General features: G+C 56.9%; 15 protein-coding genes and 1 pseudogene. 10 read left to right on the forward strand and 6 right to left on the reverse strand.

What is annotated here, in order from left to right; genetic code table 11:
• Positions 1–197: 197 nt before the first annotated feature.
• The 9 genes from GO488_RS19225 (at position 198) to GO488_RS20315 (ending at position 13,152) form a co-directional block, all read left to right on the forward strand.
• Complete coding sequence (locus GO488_RS19225; RefSeq protein ID WP_162319471.1) at positions 198–1,706, forward strand: DUF8186 domain-containing protein; 1,509 nt, start codon at positions 198–200, stop codon at positions 1,704–1,706.
• Complete coding sequence (locus tag GO488_RS19230; RefSeq protein ID WP_162319472.1) at positions 1,703–2,593, forward strand: hypothetical protein; 891 nt, start codon at positions 1,703–1,705, stop codon at positions 2,591–2,593. Before GO488_RS19225 ends, GO488_RS19230 begins: the two co-directional genes overlap by 4 nt.
• Before the next feature lie 3 nt (positions 2,594–2,596).
• Entirely contained in the window at positions 2,597–4,204 is a 1,608-nt protein-coding gene (locus tag GO488_RS19235; RefSeq protein ID WP_162319473.1) for a TrbL/VirB6 family protein, read from the forward strand.
• Positions 4,197–7,541: a VirB4 family type IV secretion system protein gene (locus tag GO488_RS19240; RefSeq protein ID WP_162319474.1), complete on the forward strand. Its 3,345-nt coding sequence runs from the start codon at positions 4,197–4,199 to the stop codon at positions 7,539–7,541. The genes GO488_RS19235 and GO488_RS19240 overlap by 8 nt, the downstream gene beginning before the upstream one ends.
• Positions 7,534–7,911, forward strand: coding sequence for a hypothetical protein (locus GO488_RS19245; protein ID WP_162319475.1), 378 nt, complete (start codon positions 7,534–7,536; stop codon positions 7,909–7,911). The genes GO488_RS19240 and GO488_RS19245 overlap by 8 nt, the downstream gene beginning before the upstream one ends.
• Positions 7,911–8,372, forward strand: coding sequence for a hypothetical protein (locus GO488_RS19250; RefSeq protein ID WP_162319476.1), 462 nt, complete (start codon positions 7,911–7,913; stop codon positions 8,370–8,372). Before GO488_RS19245 ends, GO488_RS19250 begins: the two co-directional genes overlap by 1 nt.
• Positions 8,369–8,959 carry a relaxase/mobilization nuclease domain-containing protein gene (locus GO488_RS19255; RefSeq protein ID WP_162319477.1) on the forward strand — a complete coding sequence of 197 codons (591 nt, stop codon included), beginning with the start codon at positions 8,369–8,371 and terminating at the stop codon, positions 8,957–8,959. The genes GO488_RS19250 and GO488_RS19255 overlap by 4 nt, the downstream gene beginning before the upstream one ends.
• The gene (locus GO488_RS19260) at positions 8,959–11,481 is read left to right on the forward strand and encodes a type IV secretion system DNA-binding domain-containing protein (protein WP_162319478.1); all 2,523 of its coding nucleotides are present in this window, start codon (positions 8,959–8,961) and stop codon (positions 11,479–11,481) included. Before GO488_RS19255 ends, GO488_RS19260 begins: the two co-directional genes overlap by 1 nt.
• Before the next feature lie 1,518 nt (positions 11,482–12,999).
• A complete protein-coding gene (locus GO488_RS20315) occupies positions 13,000–13,152 on the forward strand; it encodes a DUF7837 family putative zinc-binding protein (RefSeq protein ID WP_437125173.1) in 153 nt (50 codons plus the stop codon).
• Between the two features lie 135 nt (positions 13,153–13,287).
• On the opposite strand, the gene GO488_RS19265 is transcribed toward GO488_RS20315, so the two are convergent.
• From GO488_RS19265 to GO488_RS19275, 4 genes are all read right to left on the reverse strand, one after another.
• Positions 13,288–13,950 (reverse strand): rhomboid family intramembrane serine protease, encoded by a 663-nt coding sequence (locus GO488_RS19265; protein WP_206674445.1) that lies wholly within the window; start codon positions 13,948–13,950, stop codon positions 13,288–13,290.
• A 43-nt stretch (positions 13,951–13,993) separates the two neighbouring features.
• Entirely contained in the window at positions 13,994–14,716 is a 723-nt protein-coding gene (locus tag GO488_RS19270) for a DUF429 domain-containing protein (protein WP_162319479.1), read from the reverse strand.
• Positions 14,703–14,828: a hypothetical protein gene (locus GO488_RS20135; protein WP_277814721.1), complete on the reverse strand. Its 126-nt coding sequence runs from the start codon at positions 14,826–14,828 to the stop codon at positions 14,703–14,705. The genes GO488_RS19270 and GO488_RS20135 overlap by 14 nt, the downstream gene beginning before the upstream one ends.
• A 245-nt stretch (positions 14,829–15,073) precedes the next feature.
• The gene (locus GO488_RS19275) at positions 15,074–15,460 is read right to left on the reverse strand and encodes a hypothetical protein (RefSeq protein ID WP_162319480.1); all 387 of its coding nucleotides are present in this window, start codon (positions 15,458–15,460) and stop codon (positions 15,074–15,076) included.
• Between the two features lie 108 nt (positions 15,461–15,568).
• Here GO488_RS19275 and GO488_RS19280 point away from each other — a divergent pair, with 108 nt between their 5' ends.
• Positions 15,569–17,686, forward strand: a complete 2,118-nt coding sequence (locus GO488_RS19280) for an AAA family ATPase (RefSeq protein WP_162319481.1) — start codon at positions 15,569–15,571, stop codon at positions 17,684–17,686.
• A 129-nt stretch (positions 17,687–17,815) separates the two neighbouring features.
• Here GO488_RS19280 and GO488_RS19285 read toward each other — a convergent pair.
• Together GO488_RS19285 and GO488_RS19290 are read right to left on the reverse strand one after the other, a co-directional pair.
• Positions 17,816–18,325: pseudogene (locus GO488_RS19285) on the reverse strand (PIN domain-containing protein).
• Complete coding sequence (locus GO488_RS19290) at positions 18,322–18,921, reverse strand: DUF7437 domain-containing protein (protein WP_162319482.1); 600 nt, start codon at positions 18,919–18,921, stop codon at positions 18,322–18,324. Before GO488_RS19290 ends, GO488_RS19285 begins: the two are co-directional and overlap by 4 nt.
• Between the last annotated feature and the right edge of the window lie 40 nt (positions 18,922–18,961).

Below are 18,961 nucleotides of genomic sequence, written 5' to 3' on the forward strand. Positions count from 1 at the left end.
TCGGCGGAACAGGACATCAGTGCGTTGCGAACCGCTCGGCCCGGTCTGAGCGGCCGGGAACTACTCCCCCGAACTACACGCATACGTTCAATGCGTCGTCGTTCCGGGCGTATTGGTCGGGTGACGCGGACTACGCTCGTGTTAACACCACGTCGTCGTTGAGTCCACTGGGCCGTCTGTCCTGCTCTGGAGACATCATGTTCCGCGCACCGCCAAATGTCGAAGCGTGGAACGACCGCGAATTTGACCGCTATAACAACAGTAGCGGGTCACAGTATCCAGCACGGGTCGCATCGACCGAGAGCCTCGTGGCAAACACGTCGTATGTCGAGATCTTCGCGATTAATCCCTCGACGGTTGTCCACGACGGGTCACAGACGACACAGTACGTCCGCTCGAATGGGACGGTTCGAACGATTGGCAGCTACAATGGCTCGGCCCTTGGCTGTGCGAACAAGACGACGAACGACTCCTGTATCGTCGAGTCGGCGAGCGTCAACACGGTCGGGTTGTACGCCAACGGAACGCGACAGGACACGGCGACGTCGCCGACGGCAGAACTCCAGTATCGGAATCTCACTGGGCCGACGATGTTGTCTGTGCGGCTGTCGCTCTCGGTGACGGTAAACCAGACGGCCGACAACGGTGAGAGTAACACGACAACGTACAATCGGACGCTACGCGATTCACGGCAGGTCACTGCCTACGAGGTGACGGCATCGGATGCAACGGTATCGTTAGCCAATCACCGCAACAGTACGGGCGTCAGCCTCTCGATGCCGAGACTGTGGCGTAGTGTAGCGTTTGAAACGGGTGACGTAGTCTACAGTCGCTGGCGATTCTATACCCGGAGTCCGCCGGGCTGGGTACAGTGGAATACATCCGCTGGAACGAACGTCTCGTCGACACAGCGGGTTCGTCCGTTACAGGTCCATGCGATACCCGCTCGGCGAGGCCCACTGGCGAACCTTGATCAGCACTCGCTGGCGACAGACGCACAGTTCTTCGAGGTCGGCGACGACTACGAGCGCATCCAGCGAGATTTCGTCGTCTCCTACCGAAAGGGACCGGAGGCGAACAAGGCCGGGCTCCCAGTCGACGTGCGACTGAATCAGTCTGCGACCCACACCAGAACGGAGCGCTTCACACTCCGGGCAAACGACAGCCATCCGCAGAGCGCTTATCGGTCGCCGACGGTGCGTAGTATCGTTCGTGGAGACACCACGGAGAGTCGGCTCTCGGCGTCAACGGTCGTCGATGCCTATCCGGCCAACATGAGTGCGACGGTGGTCAACAGGACCACGAATGGAACGACGCTGTCAGTGACAGTTCGCTCGACGCGTGGATATCCCGTCGACTTCGGGAACGTGACCGCGACTGCTGGCAATAGTACGCGGACACACACGCTCGGTCCCGGTGAACGCGGAACGTTCACTATCACGATGCCGGAGCGGGGTCTTGACCAGGTGATCCTGACCTATCAGCCGAAGTATTACTGGTGGGAACAAGGGAACCCGGCTGTTAGTGGCATTGTCGCGACCGAGCGGACGACGACGGTGGAGTGGCTCGGGTCCAGTATTCCACAGTTCACCGACATCGTGGACCTCGTGGTCGTGACGGTCCTGTGGTTTCTCCCACTCGGGCTGTTGCTGTACGGATTCGACGTTTGGACGAACGGACGATTGCTTGGCATCTATTCAGCATGACAGACGAGACTTCACAATCGACGGAATCGAGTTGTATCGACCGACGAACACTCCTTGGTGCGATGGGCGGTGGTCTGGCGGCCCTCGCCGGGTGTAGCAACATCGGCGGGTCATCGAATGGCACCGCTGCAGGACCGACTGCAACGCAGAGTCCAAGTTCGAAGTCAGATGTCCTGAAGTCGCTGACCTTCGAGCCAAAAGCTGGTGTCAGTCCCCAAGTCACGGCACATTTCAAACTAGCAGAGGACTCGATGATTACCCGGATCGCGTTGATAAACGGGATGGGAAATGAGGTAAACCAAGCGTTGATATCTGCCCGCGAGACTGTCGCTAGCTTCGTTGTTGCGCGCCTTACTGACGAGCCGTCCGAACGGATTACACAAGGACAGAACACGCTCGTCCTCATCGGCGAACAGACAGAAGTTGAGATCCCGGTGACCTATTCGGCATCGCTTGAACTCCGCGATGTCATCGGTCCGGATGACTCCACTGAACTCCCACCTCCAGAGCGTGATGGGCGAAGACCGATCGGTCTCCTCGTCGAGAACACTGGACAACACGCGGACATTGCCCGGCAAGTCATTTCGAAAGATGGACCGCATCTAGAAGCGTTCGACAGTAAGACGTCGGACTATACAATCGATATGATGGTCAAGCCGGGATCGACAAAGCTGCTACCGGTGCGTACCTACCTCGCAGAAATTTTCGGCTGTCCGGAAAATCACACACGAGAAGCTACATTGACACTGAAACCGGCGTTCAGTGAGCCAATCACCTTCACTCAGACATTCAGCTACAGTTCTGATGGAGAGAATTCGTGTGAGCTCTCACTGAACGGGGAACAGAGTATCGTTGAACGAACGAAGACCGGGACACAGACGGAGTAACCGATGCCGAGTCAGACTCCGACTCCGGCACCAACTGCGGGTCAAGGCGACGGGCTGGGAACTCTCAGAGACACGTTCTTCCAGTCACTCCTTGATCTCCTCAATTTGTTTCCAGAGGAATTCGAGAGCTGGTTCCGCAAGTACGTGCTGGATGTACTCGTTGAGCCGCTCGTCGGCACTCCAGCGCCAGAGGGAGCCAGCGCGAGCGGGCTGAATATCGCATTCAAAAGCGCTGTAAACAGTCCGTGGAATACGCTCATAGATACCCTGTATTTCGACTACGTCGTCGGGTTGGCGTTCGGACTTCAGCTTATTGTCCTCGCGGCAGTGGGGGTTCGCTACCAAGCGATCAACCCAGCAGTCCGAAAAAAGATAGGCCGACGGATGGTATTAGCGTTCTTTGCGCTTTTCTTCTGGCTCCCGGTTGCGTCCATATCACTGCAATTTTTTGATGTCCTTGGACAAAGCATCTCGACATTTACCACGGCGGAAAAAGGAACGATAGCTAAGGAACTGTTTGTCTTCGGAAAGTTGTCTCTCTTTTCGCCAACAGTCTCATTCCTTCTGCTACTTGGCTTGCTCTATATTTATGCGAAGGTGCTTGTGGTGTCGATCACCCGGTGGATGGCGGTGATTCTCATCACGTTAGCGATGCCATTGGTAGCGACCTTCTGGGCACTGGAAGTGTGGCCGTTCCAGAGCTTCAGTGGTCTCTCAAAGCAGATTGCAGGGACGTATCCCGGCGCTATCGCAGCGAGTATCCCAACAGCATTGCTCATTCGCATCTCCATCGAGATTAACAACTGGGGAGTACCCGGAATGGGGCTGTTCATCAGCCCGCTGGTGCTGTTGCTTTGTGCGAAATTACAGAAGGCGATGCTCCAGAAGAGCAGCCCGACACTCGTCAAACTCAGCGACAAAGCAGTCGCAGCGGGAAAGAAACCTGCTGGCGTTGCGGGGACAATTGGTGGAGCAGGCCTGACGGCTGGGGCATACCTCGCAGGTGGGCCTGCTGCTGGCGGGACCGTCCAAGCCGCCCAGGGTGTGCTGAAAGGTAATTCACGGGATGCCGCCACTGGCGCGCGGATGGTTCACCGCGAGATGTCCGGTGCATCGTCTCCTCCTTCGGGAAGTGGACCGTCCGGAGGCGGGCCATCTTCGTCACCATCGTCTGGTAGCGGTGGTGGTGGGAGTACAGGCAGCGTTGGAAGTACGGTCACCCCGCCAGCTGGTTCAACTAGTGGTACATCCGGGCGTGCCCCTCCGACGAGTAGCAGCGCCGGCGCCTCACGCAGCAGTAGTGGAGCGGCAGCCTCGTCCTCCACAGCAGGCCATTCCTCCTCGTCACCATCAACTGGGCAGTCAGCACACAGCGGCGCTGCTGGTCGTCCCACGCAGGCTATGCAGAGCGGAGAGCCCGTGCCGAATCACACTGATACCGAAGTGTATCACCACGAGGAAGACGCTACGACAGACACCGAGCAAGAGTTCGACTCCGTAGGTGACCGACTGCGTGCAGAGTTGAAGACTGACGCCGACGTGCTCGGTCCTGACGCCTACCGCTTCGACGATCAACCAATGAATTCTCCGCAGGAGACTACCGATGAGTAACTCGTCCAGCGAATTCAACACGAACATCATCCACGACGATCTGGGTGGCACCACCGAGTTTTGGGGGCAGTACACCTTCGGCGAACTGGTCCTATTCATCTGTCCCGTCTTCGGCTACTTCGCCCTCCTGGGCCTGCCGTTCGTCCCGGCTAGCTTCCTCTTGCCAGCGACGGGACTGCTGCTCGCGACCGAACTGCTGTTGTTCGGCTTGCATCGCGCCCGGCCCCGCTACTACCGACTGACCGAGTGGCTGGAGGTCCGTCTCCGATGGGCCCTCAAGAAACCGGAGTATCTGTTCGGCGATGGCGCACAGGATACGCGAACTGTCACGCGGCTCGACCGCGTCCTCCCCCACGGCGTCAAGCGCATCGATGGGGCACATTGTGGCGCTGTGCAGGTCACGCCCGCCAACATGGCGCTCAAAGATGACGGTCAATGGGAGAAGGCCGTTCGATCACTCACCGACTTAGCGAACTCTCTAGAGGGCGAGACGAACCTGTACGTGACCACCCGAGAAATCGACCGCGACGCTCACGTCACGGCCCACCAGGAGCGCCTTGACGACGCCGACACGCAACGGCTGCCGATGCTCCGCGGGCTCTTGATGGAGTGGCTCAACCGCCATACAGACGACGACAGCCAGCCCGTCGACGGGACCGAGATGGAACGGGAGTACTACATCATCGTCTCGGTCACCGACGCCGATATCGACGACATCGACCACGAGTCCGCCTCACTGCTCGGGTCGCTAGAGTCGCTTCCCGTTGTCGGCCGTGTCGCCGAGATAGTCTCCTCGGATGGTCTCACCGAAAGCGAGCGGGACACGTACAAGGCAAAGAAGTTGAAAGACAGAGTCGGCACGACCGCGCGGGCGGTCAACAGCCTCTATCGCTGTAGTGGGGACCCCGTCTCACCGCTGCAACTAGCGACACTCACGAAGGAATACTGGGCGTGTGAATCACAATCCTTCGGCGACCTTGACGAAACCACGGGCCTCTCACCGGTCCACTACTCTCGGTCCCAAGACGCCGACGCACTGAACCTCGATATCGAAGACCTCGAAGAAAACGAGGTGCCCGACTTCGATGACGACGGTGTCGGGGAAGTGCCGTCAACATTCAGACGGCCGGGTGAAGAGCAACGGTCGTGGCTCGCTCCCTCCGCGATTGACTGGGAAGAGGACTACACGGTCATCGAGAGTGAGACGTACGCTCGGACGTTCTGGGTCGAAACGTTTCCGGAGCATCCGACCAGCGGGATGCTCGAACGACTCCTGCTGGACACGGAGCTGAAGGCTGACGTCTCGATTCACATCAACCCGTACGATGCACAAGACGCGGTCTCGGCAATCTCCGAGTGGGTCTCCTCGCTGCGTGTGTTGCAGGAGGACGTCGGCGAACTAGATACGGAAGATCTCCAGCAGGACATTGAGCGAGCGAAGTACATCCGGCAGGCCGTCCGACGGAATCACGCCTCGCTCTACAGAGCCGGCGTGTTTATTCGCGTCACTGCTGACAGCAAAGAGGAGCTACGCGAACAGACGAATCATCTGGAGACGCTAATGCGAGACTCGCCAGCGAACTGTTCGATTAAGCGGGCGACCCGTCGTCAAGAACAGGGATTGGTTACAGTCTCACCGCTGGGCGGGAACGAACTCGGCCATGATCGGCTATCGTCGATGACCGGCGAAGCCCTCGGCGCGTTGTTCCCGTTTTCCTCGAACTACCTCCGGATGGCCGACGGGATTCGCTACGGCACCCACGACCACAACGACTCGACGGTGCTAATTGACCCGTGGGAGTTAGAGACCGGTCATTCAGAGCTGGTGACTGGAATGCCCGGCGGCGGGAAGACCCACGGGACACAGGCTCGGGGACTGCGGATGATGAAGAAGCGCTCGGACGTCAAGCAGGTCTTCATTGATCCGGTCGGTGACATGCGTGGCAGCGCCGAAGTGCTGGATGCAAAGCGTATCACAGTCAGCGGGGAGACGCCGCTGAACCCGTGTGAGATGCATCCGACGCCACAACACGTCCTCGATGCGTCACCGGACATGGAACCAGTTCGGGCGAAGATGGACGAAGTCTACGGGGTCATCATGAACTTCCTGACCTCCCGGGATATCGACCTTGAGATGCACAGTGGGCTGATCACATTCCTGATTCAGACCATCTTCGAGCGCTCAGATATCGACCCCGACGACCCCTCGACGCATACGCCAGAGAATTCACCGACGATGCAAGATCTGCTGGGCCTCATTGACGAGATTCAAGCCGAGCCGGGCATGTTCCCCGGCGCTGAAACGGAGAGTGCAAAGACGACGATTCGGGCGTACGCCGATGAACTCTCGGTGGCGCTACAGCCGTTCCGCCGAGGGAGTACCTACGGCAACCTTGCCGAAGAATCGAACCTGAACCTCATCGACAATGATAGCAAGGCCGTCTATCTGGATCTTCAGCAAGTCGAGGGCTCCGGGGATGGACTGGGCAAGCAGTCGTTCATCATGCAACTGCTGCTCTCGACGCTGTATCAGCAGGCCAAGAACATGGAGACGAAGGTGGAGGTGATCATCGACGAGGCACACTATCTCTTTGCCGACGATGCGAATCTCGCCTTCCTCAACCAGATCGCTCGCCACCAGCGCCACGCCGGGATTCGGCTGGTGATGCTCTCCCAGACGCTCCAAGAGTTCTATGATGGTGACGCCGCCGAGGAAATCGCAGGGATGTGCCCGATTATGGTCCATCACCGAGAGCCCGAACTGGACAGTGAGACTGCCAAGCGAGCCGGGATGACCAGCGAACAGCAACACTTCGTGAACAACGCGGAAGCCGGGAAAGAATCGGTCGGAACCGAGCAGGGCTACAGCGAAGCGCTGGTTCGAATCGACGAACACGGCGATTACCCGGTGCAGGTCCGGACGTCGTGGGAGGAGAAACAGGTCATCGATCTCGATACCCACGAGAAAAATCCGCTGGATATCCTCATCGAGGAGCAGCCCGAGCGGGTCGACGCGTTCGAGGAATTCCTCAGTACCGAGGCGATGAAAGGCGTACTGGCCCACCACGGGCTAACGGTTGACCAGGCCGAACACGTCCTCGCAGGACTCTCCGAGGAAGAACTAGTCGAAGCAGTGTCGGTGGCCCTCAGCCGAGCAACTGTCGACGAGAACGAAGAAACGCAGGAGCAGCGTTCGCCAACCGACGACGGAACCCTTCCAGATTCGATGATAGACACTGAGTCACAACTCCAGATGCAGCGCCAGACAGATACACCGTTTACCGGCAACGGCACAGACGGAGCACCCCACGAGAACGGAGGTGAGTCGAATGAGTGAGCGTGTCGCGTTCTATCCGCCTGAGGCCCAAAAGGAGATGATCGAGCGAATGGCCGACAGACAGGGAATGACTGTCTCCGAGTACTGTGTGGCAGCGCTCGATACGCAGGTAGCGCGGGATATCCGCTCCGAACGAGTGGCCGAAACGGCACTGGAACGACAGCTCGATGAGATGCAACAGGCTCTCCAGGACGAGATAGCGAGCGCACTCTCGCCATCGACTGACGACAGCGAACTCCATGGAGTGGCGCTCTGGAACTTGCTTGGAACGGAGCGGCCCAGCGATGCACAGGCCGATGCATTGGAGGAAGCATCGACCCGACTCGAAACGGGTGTAGAGAAACTGCGACAACAGGAGGAGGATGCATAATGCCAGAGCAAGCTCGCCTGCAGATCTATACGACCGAAGACGTCAACGAGAAAGTCGAACAGCGTGCCGACCAGGCCGATCTCTCGAAATCGAAATACTGCGAGATGGTGTTGAAAAAGCACCACGGGATGGAGCTGCGCGGGCGCCTTGCTCGGCACTCAGCTGACGAAGATATTATAGCGACCATCGACGACGCTGCCGACGATATCTCCACCTCGATTGAGGAGGTGCAAGTTGAGGCGACGCCGGATCTCGAACACATTCAATCGCTGGAGACAATGTACGTCATCGCGCTGTGGGAACTACTCAAAGAAGACTACAGCCCAGCCGAACGTGAAGCAGCCATCAAACGGGCGGCGCTGCAGATGAACGATGCTGCGGCGGACGCGAGCGCCATCGCCCAGACTGATGATGAGGAACAGCTATCGCCCCTTGATCCGCTGCTGGCCTCGGATTCATGATTCTGAAAACGGACTTCCAGCGGAGTGGTGCGGGCAAGCTCCTGAAATACATTCGCCGAGACCGGGAGGCAGACCAAGAAAAAGTGCCATTACGGGATCGGCTTGGGCGGGAGGCCGACGAACAACGTATCGAGCAGTTCCTCGAGCGAAGCAGCTGGTTCAACTTCCAGCGCCACCTCATCGTCTCTCCGGATCCCAGCGCCGAGTTCACGCCTGACGAAGTCAGCTCCAACACCCGCGAACTGCTGGAAAACGAGTTCGGGGGGCAACCGACGACCGACTACGTTTACGCCGTACACGACGACAGCGACATCGTGCATTCACATGTCGCGGCAACCGGGAACGAGCCGGAATTACGGATGGATGCCGAAGAGTTAGAGCGTCTCCGAGGGTGTGCCAAAGAGGTATTTCGTGAACCAGAGCGGCTCAAAGGGCGGACACCAGAACGAGACTCGACGCCCCTTCCTGACGATGCAACGCGTGACCAAGCACAGACTCACGAAACAGCGGAGTCCACCACGCGGGACCCTGACAGAGACCCAGAAACCACCCGGGAGCGTGACTTCGACTTCGGTGGCGGTCGGTAATGCCCCAAGACTCGCAGTCCTCAACAACACCGCCGGGACAGAAGCCCACCGAGTTACCGTCGAGTTTGAAATACGACGAACCGGCGATGATTCTCTGGAGTGTGTTCATGCTGTTGGTCCCGCCGATGTGGGTAGATAGCGACAAGGCACTCCACAGACGCTTCTGGGCGTGGCGATACATCTACGCCGGGTTCGCCATCGTGACGGGCCTGCTTTTCGCTGAGGCCCTGCTCAGCGGCAGCTGGCTGGTGGCCATGGTATTCCCCTTCGCCCACATCATTGCGGCGGCTTCAGTTATCGGATTGTTTGCCGGCGTGCAGATTCCGGGTGTCGCCCCGCCCATCGTTTCCTACGAGGTGGGCATCGGAATCTATGCCATCTCGGTGGTGTTGATTGGCGTCATCGATATTGGCCGCCGTACCTCGCCTCGGTCACTAACGCGAAATCCGTGGGATTGTGACGACGACGAATTGGCTGTTCCGTACGAGAGTATCGAGTCCAAACACGACGATGCGCCCTCGTCGCCGACGCTCAAACAGGACGTCTCGACTGCCGTCCTCGGTGAGACCGGGAGCGGAAAATCCTCAGCGATGCAGCTACTTGCTTACCAGCTTCCCTACAACCGAGATACAGCGATCATTGCCCACGACGCCGGCGAAGAGTTCCAGCAGTTCTACGCTGATCTCGGCTTCGACGTCAAGCGCGTGGGACTGAATGGGGATGTTACCTGGAATCTCTTCCAGGACGTCGACTCGACACAGGATTTCCGAGAGATTGCAGCGGCTATCTTCGGCAATCCATCTGGACACAACCCGTTCCACACGCCAGCCAAGCAGGTATTCGAGGATATGCTGCGCTACCTGCATCTGGAAGCCCAGAAGAATAACCGCCGGGAGAATCTCTCGCATCTGGACATCGTCTCGCTGCTCAAAGAGGGGCGAGTTGGAATCTACGAGGCACTCGACAGCTACGACCAACTCGAAGCCGGACACATAGACACTGACCAGGGGAAAGCTGCACAGAACGTCTATCAGACGCTCATCGAGTATACGCGGCCGGTTTTCGTCGAAGACTTCGCCGAGCATGGCTCGTTCTCGTTGCGGGAGTATATCCACAATCCTGATGGGCGAGTCCTCATCGTTGATTCGACGCCATCCCGAATGGCGACGCTCGGTCCAATGTTCCAGCTGCTGTTGGACTGGTCGATTCGCTTCGCGATGGAATCACCGAATCCGACGGTCCATGTTCTCGACGAAATCGACCAGCTCCCGCCACTCAACCAGATTACGAACCTCACGGCGCGTGGTCGCAAAGAGAAAGCACGGGCGCTGGTCGGCGTTCAGACCATCGGCCAACTATCGGACACCTACAGCGACATCTCCGGTATCTTGGGTAACTGCCCGCAAGGCCTGTACTTCGGCCCGGGTGATGCACAGTCGACAGAGTTCATCCGCAACGAAATCGGCGAGCGACGAGTGCTGGACCGAACGGAGACTCACTCAATGTCTCGAAGTACCGGGTCGAAAACTCAGCGCTCACAGTCACGAGAGAGCTTTCGAGAGACTGAGAAAGCGCCCATCACGCCGGGACAACTGCGGGACTTCGAACCCGGCGAGTGCGTGACCGTCACGCGAACGAACTGGTGGTATGGCCAGACACACGAACTGCACGAGGTTCGCTCTGGGCTGCCCGAGCGGGGAGCCGAGGCGCCTACGACGCCAAGGCGGGAAGACCCCGACGGTGACGTCACCGAGACGGATAGCTGGCTGACTATGCTCACACAGTTCATCGAGCACACGGGGGGTTCTACGGAAAGTGAGGACACTCAACCGGCCACTACTGAGAGTGACCCAGACGTCTGGGCTGCCGACGTTGAGGAGACGCCTTCGATTACGTATAGCGACCGACGATGGGGGGATGCACTCTCTCGGCTTGATGTCGATAGTGCCCCAGTCACACGAGGCCAGAACGTCGACGCTCTCTCAGATCTCTGCGAGATGCTGGACCGGCGTATTCTGGACTTGCCTGAAGGGGAAGGGACAACTCTTGAGATCCGCGAAATGCTCGTCGAACTTGATGCGGAAACTGGGCTGACACCAACCGAGACGCTTGACGCAATCGAAAAACGGACAACAGTGCTCCAGCTGAGCGACTCGTTCCGCGAGACCTATCGATCTGCTGCGGTGGAAAGTGGCTCGGTCGCTAGCACGCCGGCGGGTGGCGAGACGAATAATTCCGAGACTCACTTCGAACCACAACTAGATTCGCCACGACCGCCTGAGAAAGAGGAGACTCCCTCGTCAGCTGAAAGTGATGGAAGCGAAAAACATCAGTCTTCAGATACATCAGCAACTGGTGCAGCGGCCCCGTCTGTAGCCAGCGGTGAGACCGAGGAGATAGACTCGAAGAGTGATGGTGACGACCAGTCCGCAGAGCCTGATTCAGGGACTTCATCTGCAGCCGAAGCTGACGCTGAGTCCGACGCTTCGGGCGACGATTTCGACGCGGCCGACTTCATGTAGCGTCCCTGTTCCTTGGTCGGCTGCGTTCTCGCTGCACTCTAATTTTGTGGCCAGCTTTGTCTCGCTGCCCGGTTCGCAATTTGTGGTTCCTCTATTCTAGCTAGCTTACTATTCTCCGTACGTTGACGCTGGCACCGATCTCCAGTGACCAGTGTACGTTCCCCACATCGAGATAGCTACCTCCAGATTAGTCATCTTCTCAGTAAAATCATTTCTTCGAATACTTGTTGGTCTGAAATCGCAAGACGTCGCCGTTGGTAGTTACATCTATACAAGAAAATATTGCCTGTGACTTGCCCTAATCGCCCGACGGCAGCCGGATAAGTCACAAGTAGCATGACCGTTTATCTTGCCCCACAAATTCGGGGTAGTTTCGAGATAGTAGCCGAGCAAACATATCGAGCACTCGAGTGTTCTGTCGAGGGCTGTCGCCAGACGATTCACCCCCCGTCATCGAGTTGTATTTCGGTGGCTACTGAATCCTTCATATTCCAGACATGTACTAGCCACACGCCGATGCACCCGGCCGGGAAGCTCCTCGCCAAATGGCTGCGCTCACTCACATCGATACTACAAGCCACCCCCTGCTTCGGCTGGCTGGCAGACCCACGCGTGTCCCACTTCAATCGGTTCCAGGACAATGCCGAATACCACTCTGTAACCGAGTGCATTGTGCAGCGAAAAATCAATCTCATACCCCCGCCTTAGAGATGTCATCAGCACGCTCGTAGAGGATTCCAATACCGATCTCGCCGACCCTTCTCGGCATCGAATTGCCTGAATCCCAACACTTCATTTCGGACCGACTGGAGAGTTCTCATGGTCGTGATATTCAAAGACCTCTCGTTCAGCTATGCACTTCGCCACGATGTGAAGCACCGGCCTATGAGGTAACTCCATTTTCCCTCTTCACCACCAGATGTGGACTATGTCAGCAGCCCATCAGTGCGAGTCTACCACTAACCAACATCGTCCGGCAAGAGACAATTTTGTTGGTTAGCGGTGAGCTCCCTTTCCTTAGCGAACTAGAGATCGTCGCTTTCGCTGTCGATACACAGTCTAGCAACCGCCCATTCGGGTGCCCAATTTGCCAGTGGCCAAAATACGTAAGCCCATTCATATACTAGGCGGCCATTGAACTGAATTAATGTCGAGCGAGACAGTCTGGATCAAGAAACGTGGACCAGTCGGTGTCGGGACAGCTATCCATATTCACACGGACCCTGACTGCCAGCCGCTTCAACAGGCCACAGAAATCCGGGAAACGACGCGTGAGAACCTTCCCAATCACTGGCCTGACTGCTCGCTCTGTGCCGGCACCGCTAAGACGGGTGGTGTCCCGGAAGGTGAAAGCACGCACACTCGCCGAAACCGGCTAGAAGCACTTGACCCGGACGACCTCTAAGCCAGCGGGACTCGGCTACTCACGGCTTGAACTATTGTCCACCCAACACTTACTATGGAAGCCACCACAACACGAGATAGAGCAACGACCGAGATCTCGGTACTTTCCTGTGCATGACTCGTGATACGTCGATACTTGGTCTGTGTCCGGATTGTGATGAAGAGATTACCCCAGCATGGCTGTTAGTCGAGTACGAGCAAGACGATGGGACGACGGGCATCTGGGCGGAGTGCCCAGCCTGTGAAGACGTCGTGAAACCCGAATAGCGGCCAGTCTCCGAACAAAGGAACGATTCAGAGCCTCTTCACTTGAATCAGTCTCATATTCTGCCGATGACAGCGCGTCTTATTCGGAGAGGTACGCGATGCACTCGGAGATTACTCGCTCGGTGAACGCTGTGGTCACATGCCCTTGTGGACTTGGTTCAGTGAGTACCCCTCGGTAACAAGCCGAGTTAAGGGGTAGTATGCGGCCGCAGTAATCCCCAGTAGAGCACCGATCGCGTGAATCGCTTGCGTCGGGCCGGTTGGAGACACGGTTGTAGCTTGAATCGTCGAGGCAGCAAATCCGAGCCCAATCACGAACGGGAAGACGTGAGCAACACCCCGGAGAATCTTCACTCCAGAGTTTACGCTCAAGAGTTCTTCAACGACTCGCACGAATCCCACAATTCCGGCAACTGCTTCCAATCCACTCGTGATACTACTCGCCCCGACAGCACCAACACCTCCGATAGTGAGCAATAGTATCCAGCTCGCCCCATATCCCGTGACGACACAGTAAAGATACAGCTTCCTCCATCCGACTTGCCATTCGATGTATCCCCCGAAGATTAGGAGAAATACCAGATTCTCAGCGATGTGTGATACCCCGCGATGAACAAACGGGCCTATCGTGAGTACAAGGAGGCGCTTCTGCTCGACATTCAGCATTTCAAGCATCAGGCGTTCATTCGGAAAGCCCAGCAGAGTAGCAGCAACCCGCTCTACAGCATAGATTAGGATGAGAAATCCTGCGAGTACGAGGACTCCTCTGAGTTTCCTGAGTGACCCCTTGTACGTCAAGCTTGAAACTCCACGTCCAGTTGGACAATTGCTACCTGAATCGTCATGATTCACTCCACGGATTGTCTGCAAGCGCGGGTGTGGTCGGGTAGTGGATACGCGGGATCTCCGGTCCTGGGTCTTCCGGGACGCTCTGTAACTCTTCACTCTGCGCGGCGAGTGCGAGGGCCATCGAATCGAGAATGTCGTCTCGCCGGACATCCTTCCGGAGAGTGTCATCAAGTACCTGCTCGTACTCGTCGTCCATGCCAAAGCGCTTCTGTTCAAGGTGGTGCCGACGGAACGCGAGGCCTCGCTTCGAAGACTTTGAGTAAGCAATCGGCTGCCCGTTGAGCGCGTAGAAACAGAGCTCCGGATGACTCTCATAGATTGGCCCGTCGTAGGTCTCGTCAACGACCGATCGTACCTCGTTGATTTTGTCGCTGATAGCGTGGGCTTGTTGGGAGAGACCGTGCTCCATATCCTCTCGATGCCTCGCGTTCGCCTCGTCGTAATCCTTAATGGAGGCTGCAGACTCGCACGGCGGAAAGAACACGGAGTTACCACGACAGCCGAGTAGTTCACGCGCCTCAATGTCGCAGCGGCGCCTGCTCCCCTTGGGGAGCCCGACTGGGATATCGACGAACACTCGAAATTCTTGGTAATCTGAATGTAGTTCGGTGAAGTGCTCGTATAGCTCCGTTTCGATGCTTCCCCCGGTAAGGACTGTCGCAAACCACCCGTATGGGCAGGCATCGACACCTACCGTACCCTCAACTCTTGGCATATTTCTCGATGAGTATCCGGATGTGCAGCCCGATGATGTCACCACCGGCGTGGAGTTCCTGTATCGTCGCCCCCACTTTCGCGGTATCAGTTTCTTTTTCCGTCCTTGACATTCTTTCTCACAAATGGATAGGCGTGAAATGAGTGTTTTGGCGAAGATATGGCAGTCTCACCTATGGAGTACTACACACTAGTCTTCCGGATTTTTACTAGTTTTCTGGCTCGTAGTAATCAGAATTATACCATCAGTTCGGCGGCTTGAGGGATATCTTTGAATCCCTTGAGATGCACTTTCTGGACCTTCCTACCTCTAAGTAGGCAAGTGACTTCACAAGGCCCCGCAGAGATATCACTCGAATCATCCTTCGGCTTCGGGACTGTATACCAGAACTTCAGCGTCAATAAGACGAACCGCGTCATCATAGAATTCCCCCTCAACAGTTCCCTCAAAGTGCTCTAGAAGCCCCTCGACTACTGCTTGTTCTTTGCCTTCCTGTCGACCCTTCTGTGGAAGGCGCCGGGCATCGTCGCAGTTATCACAGAATCGGAATCGTTGGTACCACTCTTCATCACCTTGGTCGTGGTCCTTCACGTAGTAGATGATGACGCCATCACCTGCCTCTATACTTTCCTTGCAGCTGTGAGGACCATAGTCGACTTTCCCCATCTGTGGGTGCCCTTGACAGTGGACGACGCCTCCCTTTGTATGCCGAACTACATCCCCAATGAATTCCTCTCGATCCATTTGCTCAGAATGTTGTCTTTACACCCATTAACCTATCGAGCAGCAAGGCTACTGTCTCCGAAGATTCTTTCTTGTCAGAACAAGACTGTATTCTAAGAAATGCCTCGAATGCGTGAAGACGAGCTCTACTCGGTACTTCAAGCTGTGGATGACGGTGTCCAGACTATTCACATCTCGGGGCAACCGGGTGTCGGGAAGAGTACGTTTCTGGAAGACTTGGAAAATGAACTCTCAGAGTGGTATCGAACCCGAGTACTCTACGTCCGTGAAGGCAACACCCCTACGACACTCTCTCAAGATCTCCTCTACGAAGCCCGAGACGCAGTCTGGACTCTCAGTGCGCTTATTAACAAAGCGACTGGAGTGAGCGGAGGACTCAGTCCTGTGAGTGGTGGAGTCTCCACCGATGACCGCGCACGCCATCTCCGAAAGTTAGCCAGTCTCTCGGAGTCCGTCAACGGATACAAACGGCTCATATTCTTCGTTGACGACGTACACAAACTCGACGAACCAGATGTCACGCGGGATTTCCTCCGTGAACTATCTTCCACTCTCGGAGAGAATGTCCATCTCATCACGGCAGGACGCCTGTCATTCGATGACGCGGACTACATCGCTCATCTGGAAACATTCTCACGCGAGGAGACTGCGAACTATCTCCAAGAGGAGTACCCAGACGTCGACGACGAAACAATAGACGGCGTCTACGAGAAGTTGGACGGCCATCCCTATTATCTCGGTCTACTCAGAGAGGCCGCAGGTGACGACAGTACATTCGAGATTCCTCAAGAGGACACACGGGACTTCATCGAGAGAGCGTACCTGGACTCGATGTCGGAGGCCGAGGAGGAGTTCATTCGGAAGACCGCAGGACTTGCTGAGTTGGACGAAGACATCTGTTCGGCAGTATTGGATGACGTGAGTCGTACACAGGCACGGCGCACTCTTGACTCTCTGAGCACCAAAGCGGTCGTTCAGGAACTAGGTCGCTCAGAAGATACCGGAGATAGATTGTTCAAAGTCCACGACCTATTCCAAGAATTCCTCTACGAGCAACTCGATAACCCAGAAAAGCTCCACCAAGCAGCATTCCAATACTACGCAGAGAGGCTCTACGAGGAGGTTGACGGAAGTGAAGCACCCATGCTGGAGGGATTCGTGTACGGATTGCTTGGGAATGCCCACTTGCAAGAGATCTACGACGGAGATCCGGAGGTCGAACAACTTCGTGAGGAAGTCGACCTGTTGGAGTTTGAGCCTCACGAACGCCTCCAGTTCATGTTCGGGTACGCTCCATACGCACCGACACCTGAGGACCAATCCGCTACACTGCTCGCTCTGGAGTTAGATGACTATACGGAATGGATTCGTAGCCTTGAACCAGAAGATGGCGGGGAAGAGCTAAAATTTGAGTTCGTCGGAGTGCTGTTCGATTTGATGCGGGCCACAGTCCGACCCAATACCGATGTCGAATTCGAGGATTCGTCTGTGGAGATATATGAGTCCACGTTACAGCGGGTCGAGAACTTCGAGTTCGTCGCGTTCTTCGATGAAGATGAGCAAGACACGGCTCAGATTATCCCAGACATGCTCCTCCTATGTGTACACGTCTCCGCCCACCGAGACCTTGAGGAGGACGAACGAGATGGTGAGCATCTATCTGCAGCCTATGACGTACTTGAGAAGTATGGGTTGAACCAAGTTGCAGTCGAGGGAGTGGTTGACAACTGCCAAGAATTGGCTGAGGAGTACGATGCAGGCGAACAGGCGGAGGAGATGATTGAGAGTCAGATGGATGAGTTCTTAGGACAGTTTGATCAGGACGACACAACTCGGAACACCCTCATCCGAATACAGTCAGATCTCTACAGCGAGATGATAGAGGTTGCTAACTCGGCCTTCGCTGCGATGATCTCAGAGTCAGACCGACTGCTGGATTTCATCCACAAGTGCGGCGACAGTCTGGAACAAGCAGATAACCCATTCTTCGTTGCTGCATGGTACTCATTTGCTGCACACATTTATCGGATGTTTGCCCCGAATTCGGACGCCGCAAAGGAACTAGAAGAAGCCGCTAAGCACTATGCAGAAGTTCGTAAGGAGTACGAGGAGGAGCTCGATAACCCAATTTACGACATAGAGGATTTCGAGGTGCATGACGTAGATTTCCCGGATTTAGTGAACGAAATCGCCGAAAGCGATGGAGACCACCAGTTGACGGAATAAATTGAGGACCACCAACATCCTGACGGATTCAAAAAGGGCGAGACCGCCTCGGCCGGCCCCTGACCCCACAGCACTGCAGGGTTGAGGGCTTTTCTTGTTGTAGGTGGTCTACCGCTCCCCAGTAGCCCATTAGTGACCGGTCAAACGCAGATCTTCAATGAATTGGAAGCCGTTCACGAAAGTCACCGAATCACCGTAGCCCTCGCTCGCGAGCACGGTTTCGGCCCCCTCGCCGGCCGCGATATCCGTCGTGTAGATGTAGACCTCAGTCGCGGTCCCCGCACTGAGATGCTGGGCAGCCAGGGCGGCGAGGGCGGCGTCGGCACGCTCTACCTCGTCGGCGGGCCGGTCGTCGGCGTTCGCGATGTACCGCTGGACACCGTCCATCACCCGCGAGACGACAGGCTCGGAGAACTCGAGCGGCGCCGCAACCGTCGCCCAGTCCTCGTCGATCGCGGCGTCAACGGGCGGCGCCTCGACGTCGGGATCGTCGATGGTCAGCTCCTGGTACACTTGTTCAGGGAGGACGAAGGTGATGACGTTCCGGCGAGCGAACCGGCGAACAGCCTGGTACCGGCTGTTCGAGGGCTACCCCATCGCGACGAACAGGCCGGTGTCGGAGATGTGGAGCGCGCTCACGCGTCGTCAGCGGTGCCGCCGTCGCCGACGTTCACCTCATCCAGAGATGCCCCTGCCACCTCGATGTCGTAGTGCTCGTGGACGACAGGCCTGAGCGCCTGCAAGATCATCTCCGCAGCCAGCGGCGAGACGTCCAGATCCTCCGCCATCAGCCGGTGGGTCACCTCGCCGCGTTCACGGGCGACCGCGTAGGTGAGTGCCGTCGCGAGCCCGGCGACGCCGTGGCGGTCGATGTACGTGTCGATGTCGGCGTCCGTCTCGTGGCGGCCAACGGCGTCGATCAGCGCCGGCGTAATCGTGTACTCGCGGTCGCCGGTGGCCGTCGTCACGGTCAGGTCAATCTGGTGGGCGGCGTACCGCCGAGGCTGCTCGTCCTGCGTCACTTCGACGACGCCGGCGTCAACGAGCCGGTTCACGTAGCTATAGGCGGTCCCTTGGGCGAGTTCGAGGTAGTCCATCACGTCTTGGACAGTCGCTTCCCCCTCCCGGGCAAGATACGCGTACAACTGGGCCAGCTGTGGTTCCTCCAGCAAGTCCGCAACCGAGAGGAAATCTCGGACGATGTCGCCGTCAGCGCGATTTGAGGTGCGTGACACGGGTCGATCTTGATTACAGATTACAGTGAAACAGTAAAGA

Origin of the sequence: Haloarcula limicola (genome assembly GCF_010119205.1) — an archaeon.
Lineage (GTDB): Archaea > Halobacteriota > Halobacteria > Halobacteriales > Haloarculaceae > Haloarcula > Haloarcula limicola.

Coding starts and splice junctions, on each gene's coding strand:
- GO488_RS19225 (WP_162319471.1), top strand. CDS start 198: ATGTTCCGCGCACCGCCAAATGTCGAAGCGTGGAACGACCGCGAATTT.
- GO488_RS19230 (WP_162319472.1), top strand. CDS start 1,703: ATGACAGACGAGACTTCACAATCGACGGAATCGAGTTGTATCGACCGA.
- GO488_RS19235 (WP_162319473.1), top strand. CDS start 2,597: ATGCCGAGTCAGACTCCGACTCCGGCACCAACTGCGGGTCAAGGCGAC.
- GO488_RS19240 (WP_162319474.1), top strand. CDS start 4,197: ATGAGTAACTCGTCCAGCGAATTCAACACGAACATCATCCACGACGAT.
- GO488_RS19245 (WP_162319475.1), top strand. CDS start 7,534: ATGAGTGAGCGTGTCGCGTTCTATCCGCCTGAGGCCCAAAAGGAGATG.
- GO488_RS19250 (WP_162319476.1), top strand. CDS start 7,911: ATGCCAGAGCAAGCTCGCCTGCAGATCTATACGACCGAAGACGTCAAC.
- GO488_RS19255 (WP_162319477.1), top strand. CDS start 8,369: ATGATTCTGAAAACGGACTTCCAGCGGAGTGGTGCGGGCAAGCTCCTG.
- GO488_RS19260 (WP_162319478.1), top strand. CDS start 8,959: ATGCCCCAAGACTCGCAGTCCTCAACAACACCGCCGGGACAGAAGCCC.
- GO488_RS20315 (WP_437125173.1), top strand. CDS start 13,000: ATGACTCGTGATACGTCGATACTTGGTCTGTGTCCGGATTGTGATGAA.
- GO488_RS19270 (WP_162319479.1), bottom strand. CDS start 14,716: ATGCCAAGAGTTGAGGGTACGGTAGGTGTCGATGCCTGCCCATACGGG.
- GO488_RS20135 (WP_277814721.1), bottom strand. CDS start 14,828: ATGTCAAGGACGGAAAAAGAAACTGATACCGCGAAAGTGGGGGCGACG.
- GO488_RS19275 (WP_162319480.1), bottom strand. CDS start 15,460: ATGGATCGAGAGGAATTCATTGGGGATGTAGTTCGGCATACAAAGGGA.
- GO488_RS19280 (WP_162319481.1), top strand. CDS start 15,569: ATGCGTGAAGACGAGCTCTACTCGGTACTTCAAGCTGTGGATGACGGT.